The following is a 20,454-nucleotide window of genomic DNA, read 5'->3' as shown; positions in this document are numbered from 1 at the left end:
TACAATTACATATTGCTTCATTCAGAATAGTTTTTACATATACAATAAGTTTATCGAAGAAAATAGCAAGTTTATCAGTGCTTTCTTGTTTTAAATGGATGTTCATCCATAAAGAAAAAGCTTGTAGTAATATTAACGATGGAATTAATCTATTTAGCCAATATCCTATAAACTCAATAAATTTGAGTATCCCTTTTGCTTTCTTATAACTATCTTTTCTAAGTAGGAAAAATAACTTCAACAACCTAGAGACAATAATTATCAAGAAGGTAAATAAAGGTATAAGCCAGTATTTATGTTCTTCAGTTATACAGAAATAAATAATCGGGGTTATAGCAATAAGGCAGAAATTAAATAGTACTTGTAAGATAAATTGTAACAAGATCATATTTATTCTTTCCCGTGATATGAAAACGATCATATTCCGCAAAATCTTTGCAAAATATGACCGCTTTCATTTAATTAAAGAATAAATCTACTCAAATCTTCATTCTCAACCACATCATTCAACGCATCAGATACATACTTCTCGTCAATCACGATTTTCTCGCCTGAACGTTCGCTGGCATCAAAGGAAATACCGTCCATTAAGCGTTCTAACACGGTGTGCAAACGTCTTGCACCGATATTTTCGGTTTTTTCGTTTACACGGAATGCAGATTCGGCGATACGGCTGATACCGTCTTTGGTAAACTCAATATCCACGCCTTCGGTTTTCATTAACTCACGGTATTGTAAGGTTAAAGACGCATTCGGCTCGGTTAAAATACGCTCAAAATCTTCTTTATTAAGCGATTTAAGCTCTACACGAATTGGCAAACGACCTTGTAATTCTGGCAGTAAATCAGACGGACGAGCCACTTGGAACGCACCAGAACAGATAAAGAGAATGTGATCGGTTTTTACCATACCGTGTTTGGTATTGACTGTCGAACCTTCGATAATCGGTAGTAAATCACGTTGTACGCCTTCACGGCTTACATCGCCGCCGCTGTGTTCGCCTTTTTTACAGATTTTATCAATCTCATCAATAAAGACGATACCGTGCTGTTCAACCGCTTCAATCGCTTGCTGTTTCAACTCTTCAGGATTTACCAACTTCGCCGCTTCTTCGTCCACCATCACTTTTAACGCATCTTTGATTTTCATTTTGCGTTTTTTGGTTTTGTTTGGCGACATGCCTTCAAAGAGAGATTGCAGTTGTGAAGTCATCTCTTCCATACCTGGTGGGGTCATAATCTCAACACTTACTTGTGCTGCGACATCAATTTCAATCTCTTTGTCATCAAGCTGACCTTCACGCAATTTTTTGCGGAAGATTTGGCGAGTAGAAGTGTTATCGCTCTCTTGTATGTTACCCCACTGATCTTTCGCAGGCGGTAACAACACATCTAAAATGCGATCTTCCGCCGCATCTTGTGCACGCATACGATTTTTTTCGACCGCTTGTTGGCGAACCAATTTCATTGAAACATCAGCAAGATCACGAATAATCGAGTCCACTTCTTTACCCACATAGCCGACTTCGGTAAATTTAGTTGCTTCCACTTTGATAAAAGGTGCATTGGCAAGTTTTGCCAAACGGCGAGCAATTTCAGTTTTACCCACACCCGTTGGGCCGATCATCAGGATATTTTTCGGGGTAACTTCTTGACGCAGTTCTTCAGGCAACTGCATACGACGCCAGCGGTTACGCAAAGCAATCGCCACCGCACGTTTAGCTTCATTTTGTCCGATAATATGTGCGTCTAATTCAGACACAATTTCACGAGGGGTCATTGACATAGTTAGTCCTTATTGTGCCTAGGGCTGCACGCCCTAGGTTAAGTATAAATAAGCTCCTTCGGAGCTTTATAAATTAAAGTATTCAGGAGAATGCTCTATTTGAGCTTGTTGTAAAAGCTGTTTTATTTCATCTTCAAAATTGATGGTTTGATGATGAATTTTCTGGTTTTTAATATATTCAATAATTTTCTGTTTTTCATTATTACTGTAAGTTAATGCACAGTAACCAACCGACCAAGCATAAAAAGTGGGAAATAGTTGTTTGTGATCATCAATGAATTTATGCGTTGTATTTTTTAATTCTCTCACAAAGACAGAAACTGCATAAGTTGCAGGCAATTCAACTAATAAATGTATATGATCAGGCATACCATTTACACGATGAAGTACACATTTTTTCTCATTTACAAAATGCCAAATACAGCGATATAAATGTTCTTCATTTTCAAAACAAATACTGGGTTCACTATATTTGGTGCGAAAAATAATATGATAGAGAAGTTTGGTGTAACTCATTTAGTTTTCCATATAGCTCCGTAGGAGCTAATTTATGCCTAACCTAGGGCGAGTAGCCCTAGGCAGTGGTCAGTGTTAAACCTCTTCAATCACGTGATTATGGTTGCTGTAAATATCAATATCCCCAGCAATTTTTAACGCTTCTGCCACGATTTCTTTAGCAGAAAGATTATTTTCCGTTCTTAATAGAGCAAGAGCCGCCGCTTTTGCATAGTTACCACCCGAACCGATAGCTAATACATCAAATTCAGGCTCAATTACATCGCCGCTACCTGAAACCAGCAAAAACTCACTTTCGTTTGCAACGATCATCATCGCTTCTAATTTGCGAAGTGAACGCTCGGTACGCCATTCTTTTGCAAGTTCAACCGCAGATTTGACTAAATGCCCTTGATGTAACTCAAGTTTTTTCTCAAACAGATCACGCAAAATAAAGGCATCAGCCGTTGAGCCTGCAAAGCCTGTTACCACTTTATCTTTATATAAACGGCGAACTTTACGCACCGTACCTTTTTCTACGCAATTACCTAAAGTTGCTTGTCCGTCACCGCCGATAGCGACTTTGCCATCTTTGCGAACACATACGATTGTTGTCATTTTTAAACCTTTTTTAGGGAAAATTTTCTATTAAATTGGGGAGCGCGTTATTCTTTTCAAGCCCAAGCGGTCAGATTTTTATAGAATTTTGCAAATTCATTGCCACGGGTATGCCTTGTGCTAATTCAATGGTCGCTTTATAACTTAAAGCTAACACGCCATTTTGGCGAGCCTGGCTCAAGAGTTCAGCATATTTAGGGTCAATCTGTTTTGCCACTTCAAATTGTTTGATACCGGTATGTAAAACTGCAAAGAAAATGACCGCTTGTTGTCCCTGCTGGGCAATGGTAATCAATTCTCTGAGATGTTTTTGTCCTCGCTCGGTTTTTGCATCGGGAAACATTCCTACTCCACTTTCTGTAAGCAACGTGGTTGATTTCACTTCCACAAAGCAATCAGCCAATCCTTGCTGTTTCAGTAAAAAATCAATCCGACTTTTTTCCTCGCCATATTTTTGCTCCGGTAAAATATTATCGTAATCTGCCAATTCACGGATCCATTTATGACTTAATGCTTCTGCCACGAGTTGATTGGCTCGTTGCGTATTAACACAAATAAAATCTCCCATTTGGGTTTGAGTAAGTTCCCACGTGTAAGCATATTTTCGTTTAGGATTATCTGAAGTTGAGAACCAAACGGTATCGCCGACATTGGCACAGCCTGTCATTGCCCCTGTGTTTGGGCAATGAATGGTAATTTTTTCGCCGCTAGGAAGTTGAACATCGGCTAAAAAACGTTTGTAACGTTGGATCAAAATCCCAGAAGAAAGTGGAGGGAAGATCATTCGTTTACCTCATAAAATTCCAATGGAAGATCATCGGGATCACGGAAGAAGGTAAATTTCTTTCCTGTCAATTCATCTATTCGGATAGGCTCGGCTTCAATACCATATGTTGCTAAATATTGGACAGCATGTTCCATATTTGGAACACGGAAAGCAAGATGACGTAACCCACACGCTTCAGGGGAATTTATGCGTTGAGGTGGGTTAGGAAAGCTAAATAATTCAATTTGGGAGCCATCTGCAAAGCGTAAATCCAGTTTGTAGCTTTGACGCTCTGCACGATAGGTTTCGGCAAGAATATCCCCACCGAGAATTTGCGTATAGAAATGCTTGGATTTCTCGTAGTCTGATACGATTAACGCAATATGATGAAAACCGAGAATAGGTGTCATAATTTGTCCTTAGATAAGCGGTCGTATTTTTTAAATTTTTGCAAAGTTTTCGCTAAATTTGACCGCTTGGGTTACTATTTGTTTTTAATGTGAATTTTAATGTATCTCAATGAAAAAAGAAAAAAACGAATTTCCTTTGGCGCAATCTTCCGTTGAAGCCCCTTTTGTGAAAAGAGTATTGGCATGGTATCAACAATATGGGCGTAAACATCTGCCTTGGCAGCAAAATAAGAGTTTATACGGCGTGTGGTTATCGGAAGTGATGTTACAACAAACCCAAGTAGTCACGGTCATTCCCTATTTTGAGCGATTTATGCAACGCTTTCCTACTGTAGTTGATTTGGCTAATGCCTCTATTGATGAGGTGTTGCATTTGTGGACGGGGCTTGGTTATTACGCTCGTGCCAGAAATTTACACAAGGCGGCGCAGCAAATTCGAGATGAGTTTGGGGGCGAATTTCCAACCGATTTTGCTGATGTTTTGGCGCTTTCCGGCGTGGGGAGAAGCACCGCTGGGGCGATTTTATCTTCGGTGCTGAATGCGCCCCATCCGATTTTAGACGGGAATGTTAAACGAGTGCTTTCTCGTTATTTTGCGGTGGAAGGTTGGGCGGGCGAAAAGCCGGTTGAAAAGAGATTGTGGGCATTGACGGAGGCGGTTACGCCCACTTCGCAAGTTGCTGATTTTAATCAGGCAATGATGGATTTAGGGGCGATGATTTGCACTCGTTCTAAACCAAAATGTTCTCTTTGTCCTTTAGAAAAAAGCTGTCAGGCAAATGCTCAACAAGCTTGGGCTGATTTTCCTGCCAAAAAACCGAAAAAGGCGTTACCGGAAAAGCAAAGCTATTTCTTGATTTTAAAACGTGGAACGGACATTTTATTAGAAAAACGGGAAGCAAAAGGATTGTGGGGTGGCTTGTATGTCTTTCCTCAATTTGAGGATTTTGACACACTTAAGCGGTTTGTTTTTTCACAGAATTTGCAAATTTCACAGCAATTAACCGCTTTTCGTCATACTTTTAGTCATTTTCATCTAGATATCACCCCGATTTTAGTAGAGTTGGATTTGCAAAAAATTGACGAAACTTTACCGCTTAAAGTGGCGGAAAATAGTGGAAATTATCGTCCGTCTGTATCTTCAAAGGCGAATTATTGGTATGATCTCACATCGCCGAATGAAATTGGGTTGGCAACACCCGTGAAGCGGATTTTAGATGAATTATCTCTCACTTATCGAGAATAAAAAGGATTAGAAAATGGCTCGTACTGTATTTTGTGAATATTTAAAAAAAGAGGCTGATGGTTTAGATTTTCAACTTTACCCAGGCGAATTAGGTAAACGTATTTTTGATAGCATCAGTAAACAAGCGTGGAGCGAGTGGATCAAAAAACAGACGATGTTAGTCAATGAAAAAAAATTGAATATGATGAACCCGGAACATCGTAAACTTTTAGAAACAGAAATGGTCAATTTCTTATTCGAAGGTAAAGAGATTGTGATTGACGGCTATAAACCGGTGGAATAAGAGTAAATAAAATGAAAAAGTATATGAAATATTTGCCTTTATTGGCAATTATCCCTTTTTTAGTCTCTTGTGGGAGCAGCTCAAAAAAGACGACTAAAAAACGTACGACTAAAAAAACGGTAGATTATAAAGATACCAATGGTTTAGATATTTTAACAGGGCAATTTTCACATAATATTGATGATATTTGGGGAAGTAATGAACTATTAGTGGCAAGCCGTAAAGATTACGTAAAATATACTGACCAATTTTATACACGTAGCCATATTTCTTTTGAAGATGGTGCTATTACCATTGAAACGCTCGCAGATCAAAATCGCTTACGTAACGCAATTATTCATACGCTATTGATGGGATCAGACCCGAAAGGGATTGACCTATTTGCATCGGGCGATACACCAATCAGTTCAAACCCGTTCTTGATGGGGCAGGTTCGAGACCAGTATGGTCGTGATGTTGCAAATACAGCCATTGCAAATGACTTTGCGACTTATTTATTACAGAAAGCGCAAACACGCCGTTTGAAAAACGGTCGTACTGTCACTTATGTGCAAATTAAAATGGTGGAAGGACACGTGGAAGTTCGTGCAAGACAATATCTTCCATTGGTACGCAAAATGGCGAAACGTTATGATATTGAACCAAGTTTAATCTTAGGGATTATGGAAGTCGAATCGGCATTTAACCCTTATGCGGTAAGTTATGCCAATGCGATCGGTTTAATGCAAGTTGTACCTCGTACAGCCGGTCGAGATATTTTTGCACGTAAAGGTTTTGGTGGACAGCCGGATAGAGAGTATTTATATAACCCTGAACAAAACATTGATAGCGGAACAATGTATTTAACCATCTTACGTGATGAGTATCTTGATGGAATTACTGATCCTGTTTCAAAACGTTATGCAATGATTTCTGCTTATAACAGTGGTGCGGGTGCGGTATTAAAAGTATTCGACTATGATAAATATGCAGCGATTGATCGTATTAACGACTTATCGCCAGATGCGGTTTATCGTATTTTAACCACCGCTCATCCATCTGGACAGGCTCGTAACTATCTGAAAAAAGTATCGAAAGCTCGGGAAAAATACACAAGCATTCGTTAAATTGTTGTTAAAAAACACAATTAGCGCAAAAAAAGATCGTTCAAACAGAATTTCTTAAATTTTTGAAAAAAACGTTTGACGACATTTAAAAAAAACTGCATAATGCACCCCGTAAACGACGAGTTGCCTCGATAGCTCAGTCGGTAGAGCAGGGGATTGAAAATCCCCGTGTCGGTGGTTCGATTCCGCCTCGAGGCACCATCAATTCCTCCTTAGTTCAGTCGGTAGAACGGTGGACTGTTAATCCATATGTCGCAGGTTCGAGTCCCGCAGGAGGAGCCATATTAAGAAGCCCCGATGAGAAATCATCGGGGTTTTGCTTTTCTAGTAATAATTTTTCATTTTGTGATCTAGTTCTCAAAGTTGAGAAAAAAATGAAATTTTGCTTCACTTTATCAGAACAAAAAGAGTATCATTATGGGTAAACAAATTACAATAATGATTCCTCGAATATCGTCAATTTTGCGACATTACATTGCGTGATGTCGCTTTTTTTATTCTTGAAAATCCGCCAAAGAGGTGGATTTTTTTGTATAATGCCCTCATTTGTCGCTTACAAGCGGTCAGATTTAAATAGCATTTTGCAAATAGAGAAAAGATTATGTTTGAGAACCTATCCGACAGACTGTCTAAAACCCTGAAAAATATTACGGGGAAAGGGCGTTTAACCGAAGATAATATTAAAGATACCCTGCGTGAAGTGCGTATGGCGTTGCTAGAAGCCGATGTGGCTCTGCCTGTGGTGCGTGAGTTTATCAATAAAGTCAAAGAGCGTGCCATTGGTGAAGAAGTTAATAAGAGCTTAACACCGGGGCAAGAGTTCCTGAAAATCGTGCAAGTCGAGCTTGAAAAAGCGATGGGCGAAGCAAACGAAGGGTTGAACCTTGCCACACAACCGCCGGCGGTAATTTTAATGGCGGGCTTACAAGGTGCGGGTAAAACCACATCTGTCGGTAAATTGGCGAAATTCTTAAAAGAACGCCATAAGAAAAAAGTGCTTGTGGTGTCTGCCGACGTTTATCGTCCGGCGGCGATTAAACAGCTTCAAACGTTGGCTGAAGCGTTAAAAGTTGATTTCTTCCCGACAGAAACGTCTCAAAAACCGGTTGAGATTGCAGAAGCGGCATTGAAACACGCCAAACTCAATTTCTTTGATGTGTTAATTGTCGATACCGCAGGTCGCTTACACGTTGATGGCGAGATGATGGAAGAGATCCAGCAAATTCACTCGGTGTTAAATCCGATTGAAACTTTGTTTACTGTCGATGCAATGACGGGTCAAGATGCGGCAAATACTGCCAAAGCCTTTAACGAAGCCTTGCCACTCACAGGGGTGATTTTAACCAAAGTCGATGGTGATGCGCGTGGTGGTGCGGCGTTATCTATTCGTCAAATTACCGGCAAACCGATTAAATTCTTAGGGGTTGGTGAGAAAACTGATGCCCTTGAGCCGTTTCACCCTGATCGTATCGCTTCACGCATTTTAGGTATGGGCGATGTGCTGTCGTTGATTGAAGATTTACAGCGTTCTGTCGATCAGGAAAAAGCCGAGAAAATGGCGGCAAAATTCAAGAAAGGCGATGATTTTACCCTTGATGATTTCCGTGAACAGCTGGTGGAAATGAAAAAAATGGGCGGTATGATGTCGATGCTTGATAAATTACCGGGGGCGAAAAACTTACCGGATCACGTTAAAAATCAAGTCGATGATAAAATGTTCATCAAAATGGAAGCGATCATCAATTCAATGACCCTGAAAGAGCGTGCAAACCCAGATATTATCAAAGGTTCACGCCGTCGCCGTATTGCATTGGGTTCAGGTACGCAAGTGCAAGATGTTAATAAACTGCTCAAACAGTTTGATGAAATGCAACGTATGATGAAAAAAATGCGTAAAGGCGGAATGGCGAAAATGATGCGTGGAATGAAAGGTATGATGGGCGGTGGGCTCGGTGGCTTAGGAAATATTTTAGGGCGTAAATAATATGGTTAGAGATAATAGTTTTTAATATAGTTATAAAATTATTTTTTAATATAAAATACTCTGTTAAGAATATTAATTGATGTATATTTTAAATGAATTGGAGATATTTTTTCAAAGATTAAATTTAAGTATACTTTTGTAGAGTATATTGATTTAACTAGCTTTTTTTGTTTTAATTTTAGCCCCATTATTATTCTAAGATTTATATTATAGTAAATGTTAGAAATTAATGGGGCATTATTTTTTTTAAAAGGAAATCAAAACCATGAAGAAAAAAAGCTTAGTTATTGCATTAGCAATGCTACCGGCCCTTTCAGTAGAGGCTAACGCAAGCCAAATGTCTAATCAGCTTGCAACTACAGCAAGGTATTATCCTGCTGCAATAGATAGTTATTATAAATATTCATCTATATACAGAAATAACTATTCATCTATATACAGAAATAACTATTCATCTTGGTATCAACCAACATATTACTCTGGAATAACTACCCGAACTGTTACTACAACAGTAAATGGGGTAACTATTACTAAAGTATATACAACTATTAATGGAAAAACGACGGTCCGAGTGATTACTTCTACAGTCAGAACTCCAATTATTACATCTCCTGTGAGACCAGTAGTCGATACTAAACCGGTGGTAGAAACACCAACGCAGCCAGTAGTTGATACCAAACCGGTAGTAGAAACACCAACGCAGCCAGTAGTTGATACCAAACCGGTAGTAGAAACACCGACGCAACCAGTAGTTGATACCAAACCGGTGGTAGAAACACCAACGCAACCAGTAGTTGATACCAAACCGGTAGTAGAAACACCGACGCAACCAGTAGTTGATACCAAACCGGTGGTAGAAACACCAACGCAACCAGTAGTTGATACCAAACCGGTAGTAGAAACACCAACGCAACCAGTAGTTGATACCAAACCGGTAGTAGAAACACCAACTCAGCCAGTAGTTGATACTAAACCTATCGTTATTAAACCTACTCCTATTGTTAATCGACCAGTAGTTGTTGCTGAAAATATACCGGCAAGAGGAATTCAATGGAATGATGTAACACGAGGTTATAATCCAGAAGACCCTAATAATAAGCAGGCCGTTAATTTAGATGGAAAGGATGTTATTGTTGGCATTCTGGACAGTGGGTTTAAAAATAGTACGATGACAAACGATATTACTAATAAGTTTGGTAATAGAGGTATTATTCTTGAGACTGGGCGCACTGCTCCATCTACAGCAACTCATGGAGTTATGGTTGCTGAAATGGTTGGTGGTAGTACATCTAATGGTGTCGCTCCAGGAGCTACATTACTATTATCTGATATTACGAAAGTTAGTATAAATGGGACTGGGTTATTAGCAACCACAGCGATATATAATGATTTATGGAATCGTGGAGCAAGAATTTATAACCAATCATATGGTATCCCTAAACCTCTAACTTATTTTAATAATAGACCAAATTCTATTTATTATTATGCAAACCAAATAGATTCGTCACTTTTAAATTGGTATAAAGATAAAGTAAATCAAGGCGGATTATTTATTTGGGCAGCTGGTAATACGCGAGGAGATGAAAATCCTACTTTGCAAGCAGGTTTACCGCATTATGTTCCCGAACTGGAAAAGGGATGGATTGCTGTTGCAGCGTTAGCAACTCGAACAAATGCTGATCTCGGTAATGTTGAGTGGACTAATTTATTGCCTTATTCACAAGCTGGGGTGGCAAAGAACTGGACAATATCTGCCATTGGCGATTATGTTTTTAATTTAAGAAAACGGGATGTTGTTGCTAGTGGTTCATCATTCGCGTCCCCGGCAGTTACAGGTACGGCTGCTTTAGTGAAACAAAAATATCCTTGGATGGATGGTAACTTAATTAAACAATCAATATTAACAACAGCTACGGATATTGGTGAGCGAGGTGTTGATGATGTTTATGGTTGGGGGTTACTCAATGTTGAGAAAGCGGTTAAAGGGCCTGCTCGTTTTGATAAACGTCTCACGAAATCAGATAACGTGATGGTTAATATTCCAAATGGGAGCTATATTTTCGAAAACGATATTGATGGAGATGCTGGGTTAGTAAAAGACGGTTCTGGTGAATTAATCTTATCAGGAGATAGTAGTTTCACTGGAGATACTACATTAAATACGGGGGCAATTACGATTAATGGAAGAAGTTATGCGTCTAAGGTTAATGTGGGAGAAAATGGTACTCTCGTTGCTAATAATACAACGTTAGAAAATAAAGTGAGTAACCAAGGTACTTTTATAAACCAAGGTAATTCAACTATTCAAAATGATTATGAAGCTTCTGCATCAAGTAAATTTGTATCATCTTTAGGCTCTACTCTCAATGTAAAAGGAGATGTTGATTTAAATAACTCAACACTAACTTTAACGACTTATAAGGGAGATAAGTCAGAGTATGTAACAGAGAAAGGGTTAACAAACCGTACATTAACTGCTGAAGGTACTATAAAAGGCAACTTTGCTAAAGTAGAATCTTTGGGATTACTTCGTGTAAAAGCAGTCAATGCTAATGCTAATGAAATAACGACAACGGTAAGTCGTGCTAATGTTGTTGACTATGTAAATGAGACTGCACCAAACGAAAAAATGTGGGAGAATGTTGCAACGGCATTAGAAAATAGTTTTACTGTATTGGACTCGAAAATTGATTCAGAAGAGAATTCTGATTTAATTAATAAATCATTTGTTGAAGATGCTGCTATTTTGCAAAATAGTATTGCTGATATTAATGTAAAAGATACAGTTTTAAATAGCTTATCTGGACAAATTTATGCTTCTGCTCAAGCTTTGACATTTGAGAATTCAGAAACGGTAAATAAAGATTTATCTAACCGCCTTGTTATGTTAGGAACATTAGATCATGTCGGGGATAATGCAGGAGTATGGATTACCGGTATCTATGGCGATGGAACCTTGAAAGAGACCGGGTTCGGTAAAGGTAAAACAAATACTTATGCTGGTCAATTAGGTATTGATCGGAAAGTCGCTGATCATCTTATTGTAGGTGCCGCTTTTAATTATTCTAAATCAAAAATAGAATTTGATCGTTATGGTGGTAATTCTCAGGCTGATGGAATAGGTGCTTCTTTATATGCTCGTTTAGGCAATAAACATCAGACACCTTGGTATCTACAAGGTCGCTTAGGATTTGGACATGTTAATTCAGATGTTGAGCGTAGTATTATCTTGTCTGATAATAAGTTCAGTACTGCAAAAATTAATCATAAAGATAAGGTCTTCTCTGCATATATTGAATCTGGGTATGACTTTAGAATGAATGACTTGTTATTAACACCATTCGTGGGTTTAACACACGATGTTGTTAAACGCGGAGCATTTAGTGAACAAAATAGTCAATTTGGTCTTACAGCAGATAAAACCACTTATGAACAAACAAGCGGTTTAGTCGGTCTACGTACAGCATTTGATATTGATTGGAAAGGAATGAAAACGACAATCCAAGGTTACGTAAACCATCATAGAGCGTTTAAAGAACAAGACCTGAGTTTTAGAGCAAGCTATACTGGTTTATCTGAGGCTAAATTTGATGTGAAGGGTATTTCATTGGCTAGGAATAAAACTTGGGCAGGGGTAGGAGTACTTACACAAGTAAATAAAAATATAGCCTTATATACTAACTACGATTTAAAATTGTCTAAAAATAAAGGGCATAATAATGTAGTTACTGCGGGTATTAGAATTAATTTCTAAATTCTGTAAGCCAAATTATTAAGAATAGTTTCTTAACTAAAATAAAAGGCTGAAGTTTATATTAACTTCAGCCTTTCTCTTTAAATAAAAATATTTAATCTTAAATCTAATCCTGAATCAGGCGATTTTTAGAGTTCATCCTGAAAGTTGATTAATTAAAAAATTAAATTTACTTTTTCAAACTTCCCACCATATCTTCAGGGCGTACCCACTCATCAAATTGTTCAGCGGTCACTAAACCTAAGTTGATCGCTTCTTCTTTGAGTGTTGTACCATTTTTGTGTGCAGTTTTCGCAATTTTCGCTGCGTTTTCATAACCGATATGGGTATTTAATGCAGTTACAAGCATGAGAGATTGATCTAATTGCTGTTTAATGCGTGGATAGTTCGGTTCAATACCGATTGCACAGTGTTCATCGAATGATACGCATGCATCACCTAATAATTGTGCAGATTGTAAGAAGTTGTACGCCATTACTGGTTTATACACGTTTAATTGGAAGTGACCTTGTGTACCAGCAAATGAAATTGTCACATCGTTACCTAACACTTGCGCGCAAACCATTGTCATTGCTTCACATTGGGTTGGGTTTACTTTACCCGGCATAATTGATGAGCCTGGTTCATTTTCAGGGATTAAGATTTCGCCGATACCTGAACGTGGGCCAGAAGCCAATAAACGCACGTCGTTAGCGATTTTGTAAAGTGAAACCGCTAATTGTTTTAATGCACCGTGAGTTTCAACGATGGCATCGTGTGTTGCGAGTGCTTCAAATTTGTTTTGTGCGGTTACGAACGGTAAACCGGTGAATTTTGCAATGTAATCTGCGACTTTCACATCGTAGCCTTTTGGCGTATTTAAACCTGTACCTACCGCTGTACCGCCTAACGCTAATTCTGCTAAGTGCGGTAACGTGTTTTCTAATGCTTTGATACCGAAAGCTAATTGTGCAGCATAAGCAGAGAACTCTTGACCTAATGTTAATGGCGTTGCGTCCATTAAGTGAGTACGACCAATTTTAACCACATCTTGGAATGCCGCTGCTTTGTCCGCTAAAGTTTTTTGTAAGCGTTTTACACAAGGAAGGGTATGTTCAACCACTTTTTTGTATGCCGCAATGTGCATTGCTGTTGGATAAGTATCGTTTGAAGATTGTGATTTGTTCACATCATCATTTGGGTGAATAATCGATTTTTCGCCAAGTTTACCGCCATTTAAAACGTGTGCACGGTTTGAAACCACTTCATTCACGTTCATATTAGATTGTGTACCTGAACCTGTTTGCCAGATGACGAGTGGGAATTGATCATCTAATTGATTTGCTAGGATTTCATCGCAGGCTTGAGCGATTAAATCACGTTTTTCAGCAGAAAGTACGCCTAAATCGTGGTTTGCATAAGCGGCAGCTTTTTTCAAATAACCGAATGCTTCAATGATTTCTTTTGGCATTGATGCTTCTGGTCCAATTTTGAAGTTATTGCGTGAACGCTCAGTTTGTGCTGCCCAATATTTGTCTGCCGGTACTTGCACTTCGCCCATAGTATCTTTTTCGATACGGAATTCCATAAAATACTCCATTTGATGTTATAAAATAAAAGGACCTAACAATTTATAGGTATATTGATATAGTAAACTTTTGCTTTTTTATGAGCTATCAATTTCTTTCGTTTTTATGATATAGATCACAAAATGACAAAGAAAAAGGGGTACCGAAGTACCCCCATTTTTAAGGTAAACATTTTTCTAAACGCCATAAATCTTCGAATGAAGCACGCACTTTAATTAAATAGCAATTTGCACCATCTACCATAATTTCGACCGCTTGTGGACGAGAGTTATACGTTGATGACATTGTTGCGCCATAAGCACCGGCGGAACGCATTGCCACTAAATCGCCTTCAGCAATAGCCAATTCACGTTCCTTCCCTAAGAAATCAGACGTTTCGCAAATAGGACCCACCACATCATAAACGGCTTTTTCACGAGGGAGTGAGCGATCCACTTCGGTTAGTTCCATATAGGCTTCGTATAATGCAGGGCGGATCATATCATTCATGCCGGTGTCCACAATCGCAAAACGGCGATCTTCATTTGTTTTTAGGTATTCGACTTTCGTGACTAAAATACCTGCATTAGCCGTGATGGCACGACCTGGTTCAAGAATAATCTCAAGATCTTGATAGTCTTTGAGTTTCTCCAACAATGCTTTGGCATATTCGGTTGGATGAGGTGGTTCTTCGCCGTGATAAGGCACACCTAAGCCACCGCCTAAATCTAAATGATGTAAAAGAATGCCGTCTTCTTTTAATTGCTCCATTAAAATAATTAAGCGATCTGTGGCATTTAAGAATGGTTGTAACTCGGTTAATTGAGAGCCGATATGGCAATCCATTCCCGTAATTTTTACATTGGGTAAACGGCTCGCTAAACGATAAACTTCTCGGGCTTGCTGTACGCTTACACCAAATTTATTTTCTTTTAAACCGGTTGAAATATAAGGGTGGGTATGGGCATCGACATCCGGGTTCACACGTAATGAGATTGGTGCAATCTTGCCAAGCTGTCCTGCAACTTCATTGATACGATGGAGTTCAGAAATGGATTCAACGTTAAAGCAACGAATCCCCACCTCAAGTGCACGTGCGATTTCAGTATGTGATTTAGCCACACCGGAAAACACCACTTTACTCGGATCGCCACCTGCGGCTAAAACACGCTCAAGTTCACCTTGAGAAACGATATCAAAACCAGAGCCTAAACGTGCCATGATATTGAGTAACGCAATATTAGAGTTAGATTTAACGGCAAAACAGATTAGATGAGGATGATCGCCAAAAGCGTTATCAAAAGCATGCCAATGACGCTCTAGTGTGGCACGAGAATAGATATATGCAGGCGTGCCGTATTCTTTCACGATGTCTGAAACGGCAATGTCTTCTGCAAAAAGTTGTTGGTTTTTATATTCAAAATGGTTCATTCGCTGTCCTGTTGAAATGTCATTATTTTTATAAGAATAAAGAGTAAATTAGTTCGCTTGTTTTTGTTCAGCCGGTGCTTTTTCAGGGAAATAAAGCGGACCTTTCACACCACAAGCGGTAAGAAAAGTAGCTAATGTTGCAAGCAATACGCATTTTTTTAAATTTTTCATATGATGTCCTTTGAAAAAAAGATAAGGAGATTGTAATGCAAAAGTGAAAGGGGAAAAAGAAGTTTCTATAAAGAGATTGGTAGATGCTAAAATATGAAAAAACTCTTTTGTGAAAGGCTATTGTGAAGTTAGATAATATTTTAGCACAAAGTATTGTAAAGCGAGCGATGCAAATTATTCCTTATTCCGTTAATGTGATGGATGAAAATGGTGTAATTATTGCTTCTGGCGATATTTGTCGATTAGGGCAACGGCATCTTGGCGCAGTTCAGGTACTGAGAAAAAATCAAATAATTGAAATTGATGAACAACTAGAAAAACAGTGGCATTTTGAGGTTAAACAAGGCATTAATGTCCCTATCACTTATTTAAATAATAATATTGGCGTAATTGGTATTTCAGGAAAGCCAGAGCTTGTCAGAGAATATGCCAAGCTAGTTAAGATGGCGGCTGAACTCATTGTAGAACAAGCTGCACAGCTTGAAAAGGAGCGTTGGCAAAGCCGTTATAAAGAGGAGTTTGTGTTAGGGGTTGCTAAGGCGACTCTCACTGCAGAGCAAATAGCGCAACAATCTACATTTTTCGGTTTACGATATGATGTTCCTTATATAGCTGTATTGATCAAACTTGCAGAATCCACAGCGGAAAAACTCCAATTATTATTGACCTATCTTTCTCATTATCATCCTAAAGTGGCTACGGCGATAGTTGATTTGCAGAAAATTGTTATTTTTCAACCGCTAGATCAACATGAGATACTCAAAAAAACAAAGTTTTGGAAAAGTTATTTACCACCAGAATTTGCAGAGGAAAGTTGTCAGATCATCGTAGGTAATGAAGTCAGCTCGTTAATAGACATGCAGTATTCTTATCAGAATGCTTGGCAAACATTGTTATATGCAGAAAAAATGCATTTGAGAAAGCAATTACTCTTTTTCGAAGAATATCGGATGCCAGCTTTATTGGCTGATTTTGCACAAAGTTGGCAAGCAAAAATTCTATTTAAACCTATTTATCAACTCATAGAGCAAGATAAGAAATGGGTGTTAATGAAAAGTTTGCAACAATATTTTTTCTCAAATTGTGATCTTGATCACGCAGCAAAAAAATTATTTATTCACCCAAATACTTTACGTTATCGGTTAGAGCGAATTACTCAGATAACCTCTTTATCTTTCAATAAGATAGAGGATAAGAGTATTTTGTATCTTGCTACGTTGCTTATCAGGTAAATTGTATTATAAGACAAAAAAGTGATGGTTTTTCATCACTTTTTTGTCTTTTTATCTAAAGCGTTTTAAAAAGAAATGATCATAATACGTTTCATCTAATTTAATTATTAAGGAGCTTGTTATGGTTACGATTACAGCTTTAGGGGCAATTACTGCTCTCTCTGTTGCCATTATTTTGATTCTGAAAAAAGTACCACCTGCTTACGGGATGTTGATTGGCGCATTGATAGGTGGGTTGGTTGGTGGTGCCAATGTATCTGAAACCGTTAGTTTGATGATTGGAGGTGCTCAAAATATTACTACGGCAGTTATGAGAATTTTAGCAGCAGGCGTTTTAGCTGGTGTGTTAATTGAATCTGGCGCAGCGAATACGATAGCTGAAACCATCGTAAAACGGTTAGGTGAGACACGAGCTTTATTGGCTCTCGTTATTTCTACCATGATTTTGACGACAGTTGGCGTGTTTGTTGATGTAGCAGTTATTACAGTATCACCAATTGCTCTTGCTTTAGCAAAACGAGGAGATCTCTCTAAACCCGCTATTTTATTAGCAATGATTGGAGGAGGTAAGGCTGGAAATATTATGTCTCCAAATCCAAATGCGATTGCAGCATCAGACGCATTTCATCTTCCTTTAACTTCAGTAATGGCTGCAGGAATTATTCCAGCATTGTTTGGCTTAGTTTTAACTTATTTTTTAGCAAAAAAACTGATCAATAAAGGTTCAAAAGTGGTTGATGCAGAAATTTCTGTAAATCGTAGCGAAAATTTACCCGCTTTCTTGCCTGCTGTTTCTGCGCCGTTATGTGCCATTATCTTATTAGCACTCCGTCCTATTGCAGATATTAAAGTCGATCCGTTAATTGCATTGCCTCTAGGTGGTTTAGTTGGCGCAATAGTAATGGGTAAAATTAAGCAAATAAATCAATTTGCAACATCAGGTTTGCTTAAGATGTCTCCAGTTGCCATTATGTTATTAGGCACGGGAGCGTTGGCAGGTATTATTGCTAATTCTGGTTTAAAAGACGTCTTGATTGAAGCGCTTACAGCTTCAGGCTTACCATCTTATTTATTAGCACCTATTTCAGGGTCATTAATGTCGCTTGCAACAGCTTCTACAACGGCAGGTACAGTTGTAGCTTCTAATGTATTTAGTGCAACACTATTAGAGTTGGGTGTTTCCGCATTAGCAGGAGCCGCAATGATTCATGCAGGGGCAACTGTATTTGATCATATGCCTCACGGCTCTTTCTTCCATGCAACAGGCGGAAGCGTAAATATGGATATTCGTGAGCGTTTAAAACTTATTCCATATGAAACTGCAATTGGTTTCATCATGACAGTAATTTCTACCTTAATTTTTGGTGTGTTTGGTTTATTTTAGGAGTAAAAAATGAAGATTGTTATTGCCCCAGATTCTTTTAAAGAAAGTCTTACTGCACTAGAAGTTGCGAATGCAATTGAAGTAGGGTTTAAACAAATTTATCCGAATGCGGAATATGTCAAAGTACCGATGGCAGATGGTGGAGAAGGTTCAGTTCAGTCTCTTGTCGATGCGACTCATGGTGAACTCATTGAAGTAAATGTGACGGCTCCTTTAGGCAATCAAGTTATGGGATTTTTAGGCATTTCCGGTGATAAACAAACAGCTTTTATTGAGATGGCTGCTGCCTCAGGGCTACACTTAGTACCACCGGAAGCACGTAATCCGCTTAAAACGACCAGTTATGGTACGGGAGAATTGATTAAGAAAGCCCTTGATTTAGGCGTAAAAAAAATCTTGCTTGGTATTGGTGGTAGTGCAACCAATGATGGGGGCGTTGGTATGCTACAAGCTCTAGGAATGTCTTTTTTGGATTCTCAAGGTCAAGAAATTCAATGGGGTGGTGGCGCTTTAGCTCAAATTGAAACAATTGCAACAGATAAAATAGATCCGCGTTTATCACAAATAGTGCTTGAAGTGGCATGTGATGTTAATAATCCACTGTGTGGTTCTATCGGGGCTTCTGCGGTATTTGGTCCACAAAAAGGAGCTACACCTTCTATGGTGGTTGAGTTAGATAATGGATTAGCGCATTTTGCTCGTAAGGTTGAAGAGCTACTAGGAATTCGTATTTTAGATAAAGCGGGCGCTGGAGCTGCAGGTGGAATGGGGGGCGGTTTATTATTACTCCCAAATGCGCAACTTAAAGCGGGTGTACAGATTATTATTGAGGCAACCAAATTAGCTGAACATGTAAAAGATGCGGATTTAGTTATTACAGGAGAGGGGCGAATGGATGCTCAAAGTATTGCGGGTAAAACGCCCGTAGGCGTAGCAAGAACCGCAAAACAATTTGCAAAACCGGTTATTGCTATCGTAGGTTGCTTGAGAGAAGATTACCAAGTTGTGTATCAGCATGGTATTGATGCGGTATTCCCTATTATTCGTAACTTAGGCCCACTTTCGGAAACCTTAGCAAAAGGTCAAGAGAATTTGACTTCAAGTGCAGAAAACGTGGCTCGTTTACTGAAGTTATCGTTAAAGCTTTAGTTTCTTTGCTTTTAATCCCAAACGGAAGCGTTTGGGATTTTTTATATGTAAAAGATTTAATAAATTCAACCGCTTGTTATTGATATGATTTCCTTAAAAATAGGATATAATGCCCGCAAAATTTCTCTCTGGAGAAGACAAATGAATTATTTAACCAGTGCAAAAGAAACGCTTACTCGCTACGCTTATGAAATAGAGCGTTTAAATCAACGTCTTGATGAAGAATTCAATCAGGCGGTCGAAATGATTTTAAACTGTGAAGGACGGGTTGTCGTTGCTGGGATTGGTAAGTCTGGTTTAGTGGGTAAAAAAATGGTGGCAACGTTGGCCTCAACAGGCACGCCAAGTTTTTTCTTACACCCGACAGAAGCTTTCCACGGCGATTTGGGGATGTTGAAAGCTATTGATATCGTGATTTTAATCTCAAATAGCGGAGAAACGGATGATGTCAATAAACTTATCCCGAGTTTAAAAGGGTTCGGCAATAAAATTATTGCGATGACCGGTAATCCTCATTCTACGTTAGGGAAGCACGCTGATATTGTGTTGAATATCAATGTAGAACGTGAAGCTTGCCCAAATAATCTTGCCCCGACTACTTCAACCTTAGTCACAATGGCGTTAGGGGATGCTTTAGCGATTGCGTTAATTAATGCTCGCAACTTCCGAGCAGAGGATTTTGCACGATTCCATCCGGGCGGCAGTTTAGGACGTAAATTGCTTTGCCGTGTACGTGATGTGATGAATCCAAAAGTACCTATTACGTCTCCATCAACCAGTTTTAGTGAATGTTTATCTGTGATGAATGAGGGTAGAATGGGCGTTGCGGTCATTATGCAAGGCGATCAACTTGAAGGCATTATTACCGATGGCGATATTCGCCGAGCATTGGCAAAATTTGGGGCGGAAAGTTTGAATAAAACGGCAGAGCAAATTATGACACGCAATCCAAAAACCATTAAGGATTCCACCTTCTTAGCGAAGGCCGAAGAGCAGATGAAAGCATTGCATATTCACTCTCTGATTGCATTAGACGATCATGGTAAAGTCAGCGGATTGATTGAATTCTCAAGCTAAATTAAAGGACAAAGTC

17 protein-coding genes and 2 tRNA genes are annotated in these 20,454 nt (G+C 38.8%); 11 read left to right on the top strand and 8 right to left on the bottom strand.

The genetic code is table 11. The features are described 5' to 3' along the window. Positions 1-462: 462 nt before the first annotated feature. From hslU to gloA2, 5 genes are all read right to left on the bottom strand, one after another. Complete coding sequence (gene hslU, locus DDU33_RS02280; protein WP_108922876.1) at positions 463-1,785, bottom strand: HslU--HslV peptidase ATPase subunit; 1,323 nt, start codon at positions 1,783-1,785, stop codon at positions 463-465. A 66-nt stretch (positions 1,786-1,851) separates the two neighbouring features. Beyond that, positions 1,852-2,301 (bottom strand): IS200/IS605 family transposase, encoded by a 450-nt coding sequence (tnpA, locus tag DDU33_RS02275; RefSeq protein WP_005819533.1) that lies wholly within the window; start codon positions 2,299-2,301, stop codon positions 1,852-1,854. Between the two features lie 75 nt (positions 2,302-2,376). Beyond that, complete coding sequence (gene hslV / locus DDU33_RS02270; protein WP_005713804.1) at positions 2,377-2,898, bottom strand: ATP-dependent protease subunit HslV; 522 nt, start codon at positions 2,896-2,898, stop codon at positions 2,377-2,379. A 70-nt stretch (positions 2,899-2,968) separates the two neighbouring features. After that, complete coding sequence (sfsA, locus tag DDU33_RS02265; protein ID WP_108922874.1) at positions 2,969-3,682, bottom strand: DNA/RNA nuclease SfsA; 714 nt, start codon at positions 3,680-3,682, stop codon at positions 2,969-2,971. Then, entirely contained in the window at positions 3,679-4,077 is a 399-nt protein-coding gene (gene gloA2, locus DDU33_RS02260; protein WP_208620302.1) for an SMU1112c/YaeR family gloxylase I-like metalloprotein, read from the bottom strand. The genes sfsA and gloA2 overlap by 4 nt, the downstream gene beginning before the upstream one ends. A 106-nt stretch (positions 4,078-4,183) precedes the next feature. Here gloA2 and mutY point away from each other — a divergent pair, with 106 nt between their 5' ends. From mutY to DDU33_RS02225, 7 genes are all read left to right on the top strand, one after another. Continuing rightward, on the top strand, positions 4,184-5,320 hold the full coding sequence (mutY, locus tag DDU33_RS02255) for an A/G-specific adenine glycosylase (protein WP_108922870.1): 1,137 nt from the start codon (positions 4,184-4,186) through the stop codon (positions 5,318-5,320). A gap of 13 nt (positions 5,321-5,333) precedes the next feature. Then, positions 5,334-5,603 carry an oxidative damage protection protein gene (locus tag DDU33_RS02250; RefSeq protein WP_108922868.1) on the top strand — a complete coding sequence of 90 codons (270 nt, stop codon included), beginning with the start codon at positions 5,334-5,336 and terminating at the stop codon, positions 5,601-5,603. A gap of 11 nt (positions 5,604-5,614) precedes the next feature. Continuing rightward, the gene (gene mltC, locus DDU33_RS02245; protein ID WP_108922866.1) at positions 5,615-6,709 is read left to right on the top strand and encodes a membrane-bound lytic murein transglycosylase MltC; all 1,095 of its coding nucleotides are present in this window, start codon (positions 5,615-5,617) and stop codon (positions 6,707-6,709) included. A gap of 125 nt (positions 6,710-6,834) precedes the next feature. Then, positions 6,835-6,910, top strand: a tRNA-Phe gene (locus tag DDU33_RS02240). A 5-nt stretch (positions 6,911-6,915) separates the two neighbouring features. Then, positions 6,916-6,991 (top strand) — tRNA-Asn (locus DDU33_RS02235). 319 nt (positions 6,992-7,310) lie between these two features. After that, on the top strand, positions 7,311-8,693 hold the full coding sequence (ffh, locus tag DDU33_RS02230; protein ID WP_108922864.1) for a signal recognition particle protein: 1,383 nt from the start codon (positions 7,311-7,313) through the stop codon (positions 8,691-8,693). Between the two features lie 265 nt (positions 8,694-8,958). Continuing rightward, entirely contained in the window at positions 8,959-12,447 is a 3,489-nt protein-coding gene (locus DDU33_RS02225) for an autotransporter domain-containing protein (protein ID WP_108922862.1), read from the top strand. Between the two features lie 169 nt (positions 12,448-12,616). On the opposite strand, the gene fumC is transcribed toward DDU33_RS02225, so the two are convergent. From fumC to lptM, 3 genes are all read right to left on the bottom strand, one after another. Continuing rightward, the gene (fumC, locus tag DDU33_RS02220) at positions 12,617-14,014 is read right to left on the bottom strand and encodes a class II fumarate hydratase (RefSeq protein WP_108922860.1); all 1,398 of its coding nucleotides are present in this window, start codon (positions 14,012-14,014) and stop codon (positions 12,617-12,619) included. Between the two features lie 160 nt (positions 14,015-14,174). Next, the gene (gene lysA, locus DDU33_RS02215) at positions 14,175-15,425 is read right to left on the bottom strand and encodes a diaminopimelate decarboxylase (protein ID WP_108922858.1); all 1,251 of its coding nucleotides are present in this window, start codon (positions 15,423-15,425) and stop codon (positions 14,175-14,177) included. A 48-nt stretch (positions 15,426-15,473) separates the two neighbouring features. After that, positions 15,474-15,596, bottom strand: a complete 123-nt coding sequence (gene lptM, locus DDU33_RS02210; protein ID WP_039895565.1) for an LPS translocon maturation chaperone LptM — start codon at positions 15,594-15,596, stop codon at positions 15,474-15,476. Positions 15,597-15,718: 122 nt separating this feature from the next. Here lptM and DDU33_RS02205 point away from each other — a divergent pair, with 122 nt between their 5' ends. The 4 genes from DDU33_RS02205 to DDU33_RS02190 all read left to right on the top strand — a co-directional run bounded on the left by DDU33_RS02205 (position 15,719) and on the right by DDU33_RS02190 (position 20,438). Beyond that, positions 15,719-16,828, top strand: coding sequence for a CdaR family transcriptional regulator (locus DDU33_RS02205; protein WP_108922856.1), 1,110 nt, complete (start codon positions 15,719-15,721; stop codon positions 16,826-16,828). A 121-nt stretch (positions 16,829-16,949) separates the two neighbouring features. After that, positions 16,950-18,212: a GntP family permease gene (locus DDU33_RS02200; RefSeq protein WP_005818753.1), complete on the top strand. Its 1,263-nt coding sequence runs from the start codon at positions 16,950-16,952 to the stop codon at positions 18,210-18,212. A 9-nt stretch (positions 18,213-18,221) separates the two neighbouring features. Then, positions 18,222-19,361 carry a glycerate kinase gene (locus DDU33_RS02195; RefSeq protein ID WP_005818754.1) on the top strand — a complete coding sequence of 380 codons (1,140 nt, stop codon included), beginning with the start codon at positions 18,222-18,224 and terminating at the stop codon, positions 19,359-19,361. A gap of 141 nt (positions 19,362-19,502) precedes the next feature. Further along, positions 19,503-20,438 (top strand): KpsF/GutQ family sugar-phosphate isomerase, encoded by a 936-nt coding sequence (locus DDU33_RS02190; protein WP_005818756.1) that lies wholly within the window; start codon positions 19,503-19,505, stop codon positions 20,436-20,438. Positions 20,439-20,454: the final 16 nt, after the last annotated feature.

It is taken from the genome of Actinobacillus porcitonsillarum (genome assembly GCF_003101015.1).
GTDB classification, from domain to species: Bacteria; Pseudomonadota; Gammaproteobacteria; order Enterobacterales; family Pasteurellaceae; genus Haemophilus_A; species Haemophilus_A porcitonsillarum.
This window is presented reverse-complemented; position numbering and strand designations above follow the sequence as displayed.

What these genes read in the sequence shown, in the direction of transcription:
- hslU (WP_108922876.1), bottom strand. Translation starts at nt 1,785, where the DNA reads ATGTCAATGACCCCTCGTGAAATTGTGTCTGAATTAGACGCACATATT.
- tnpA (WP_005819533.1), bottom strand. Translation starts at nt 2,301, where the DNA reads ATGAGTTACACCAAACTTCTCTATCATATTATTTTTCGCACCAAATAT.
- hslV (WP_005713804.1), bottom strand. Translation starts at nt 2,898, where the DNA reads ATGACAACAATCGTATGTGTTCGCAAAGATGGCAAAGTCGCTATCGGC.
- sfsA (WP_108922874.1), bottom strand. Translation starts at nt 3,682, where the DNA reads ATGATCTTCCCTCCACTTTCTTCTGGGATTTTGATCCAACGTTACAAA.
- mutY (WP_108922870.1), top strand. Translation starts at nt 4,184, where the DNA reads ATGAAAAAAGAAAAAAACGAATTTCCTTTGGCGCAATCTTCCGTTGAA.
- DDU33_RS02250 (WP_108922868.1), top strand. Translation starts at nt 5,334, where the DNA reads ATGGCTCGTACTGTATTTTGTGAATATTTAAAAAAAGAGGCTGATGGT.
- mltC (WP_108922866.1), top strand. Translation starts at nt 5,615, where the DNA reads ATGAAAAAGTATATGAAATATTTGCCTTTATTGGCAATTATCCCTTTT.
- ffh (WP_108922864.1), top strand. Translation starts at nt 7,311, where the DNA reads ATGTTTGAGAACCTATCCGACAGACTGTCTAAAACCCTGAAAAATATT.
- DDU33_RS02225 (WP_108922862.1), top strand. Translation starts at nt 8,959, where the DNA reads ATGAAGAAAAAAAGCTTAGTTATTGCATTAGCAATGCTACCGGCCCTT.
- fumC (WP_108922860.1), bottom strand. Translation starts at nt 14,014, where the DNA reads ATGGAATTCCGTATCGAAAAAGATACTATGGGCGAAGTGCAAGTACCG.
- lysA (WP_108922858.1), bottom strand. Translation starts at nt 15,425, where the DNA reads ATGAACCATTTTGAATATAAAAACCAACAACTTTTTGCAGAAGACATT.
- lptM (WP_039895565.1), bottom strand. Translation starts at nt 15,596, where the DNA reads ATGAAAAATTTAAAAAAATGCGTATTGCTTGCAACATTAGCTACTTTT.
- DDU33_RS02200 (WP_005818753.1), top strand. Translation starts at nt 16,950, where the DNA reads ATGGTTACGATTACAGCTTTAGGGGCAATTACTGCTCTCTCTGTTGCC.
- DDU33_RS02195 (WP_005818754.1), top strand. Translation starts at nt 18,222, where the DNA reads ATGAAGATTGTTATTGCCCCAGATTCTTTTAAAGAAAGTCTTACTGCA.
- DDU33_RS02190 (WP_005818756.1), top strand. Translation starts at nt 19,503, where the DNA reads ATGAATTATTTAACCAGTGCAAAAGAAACGCTTACTCGCTACGCTTAT.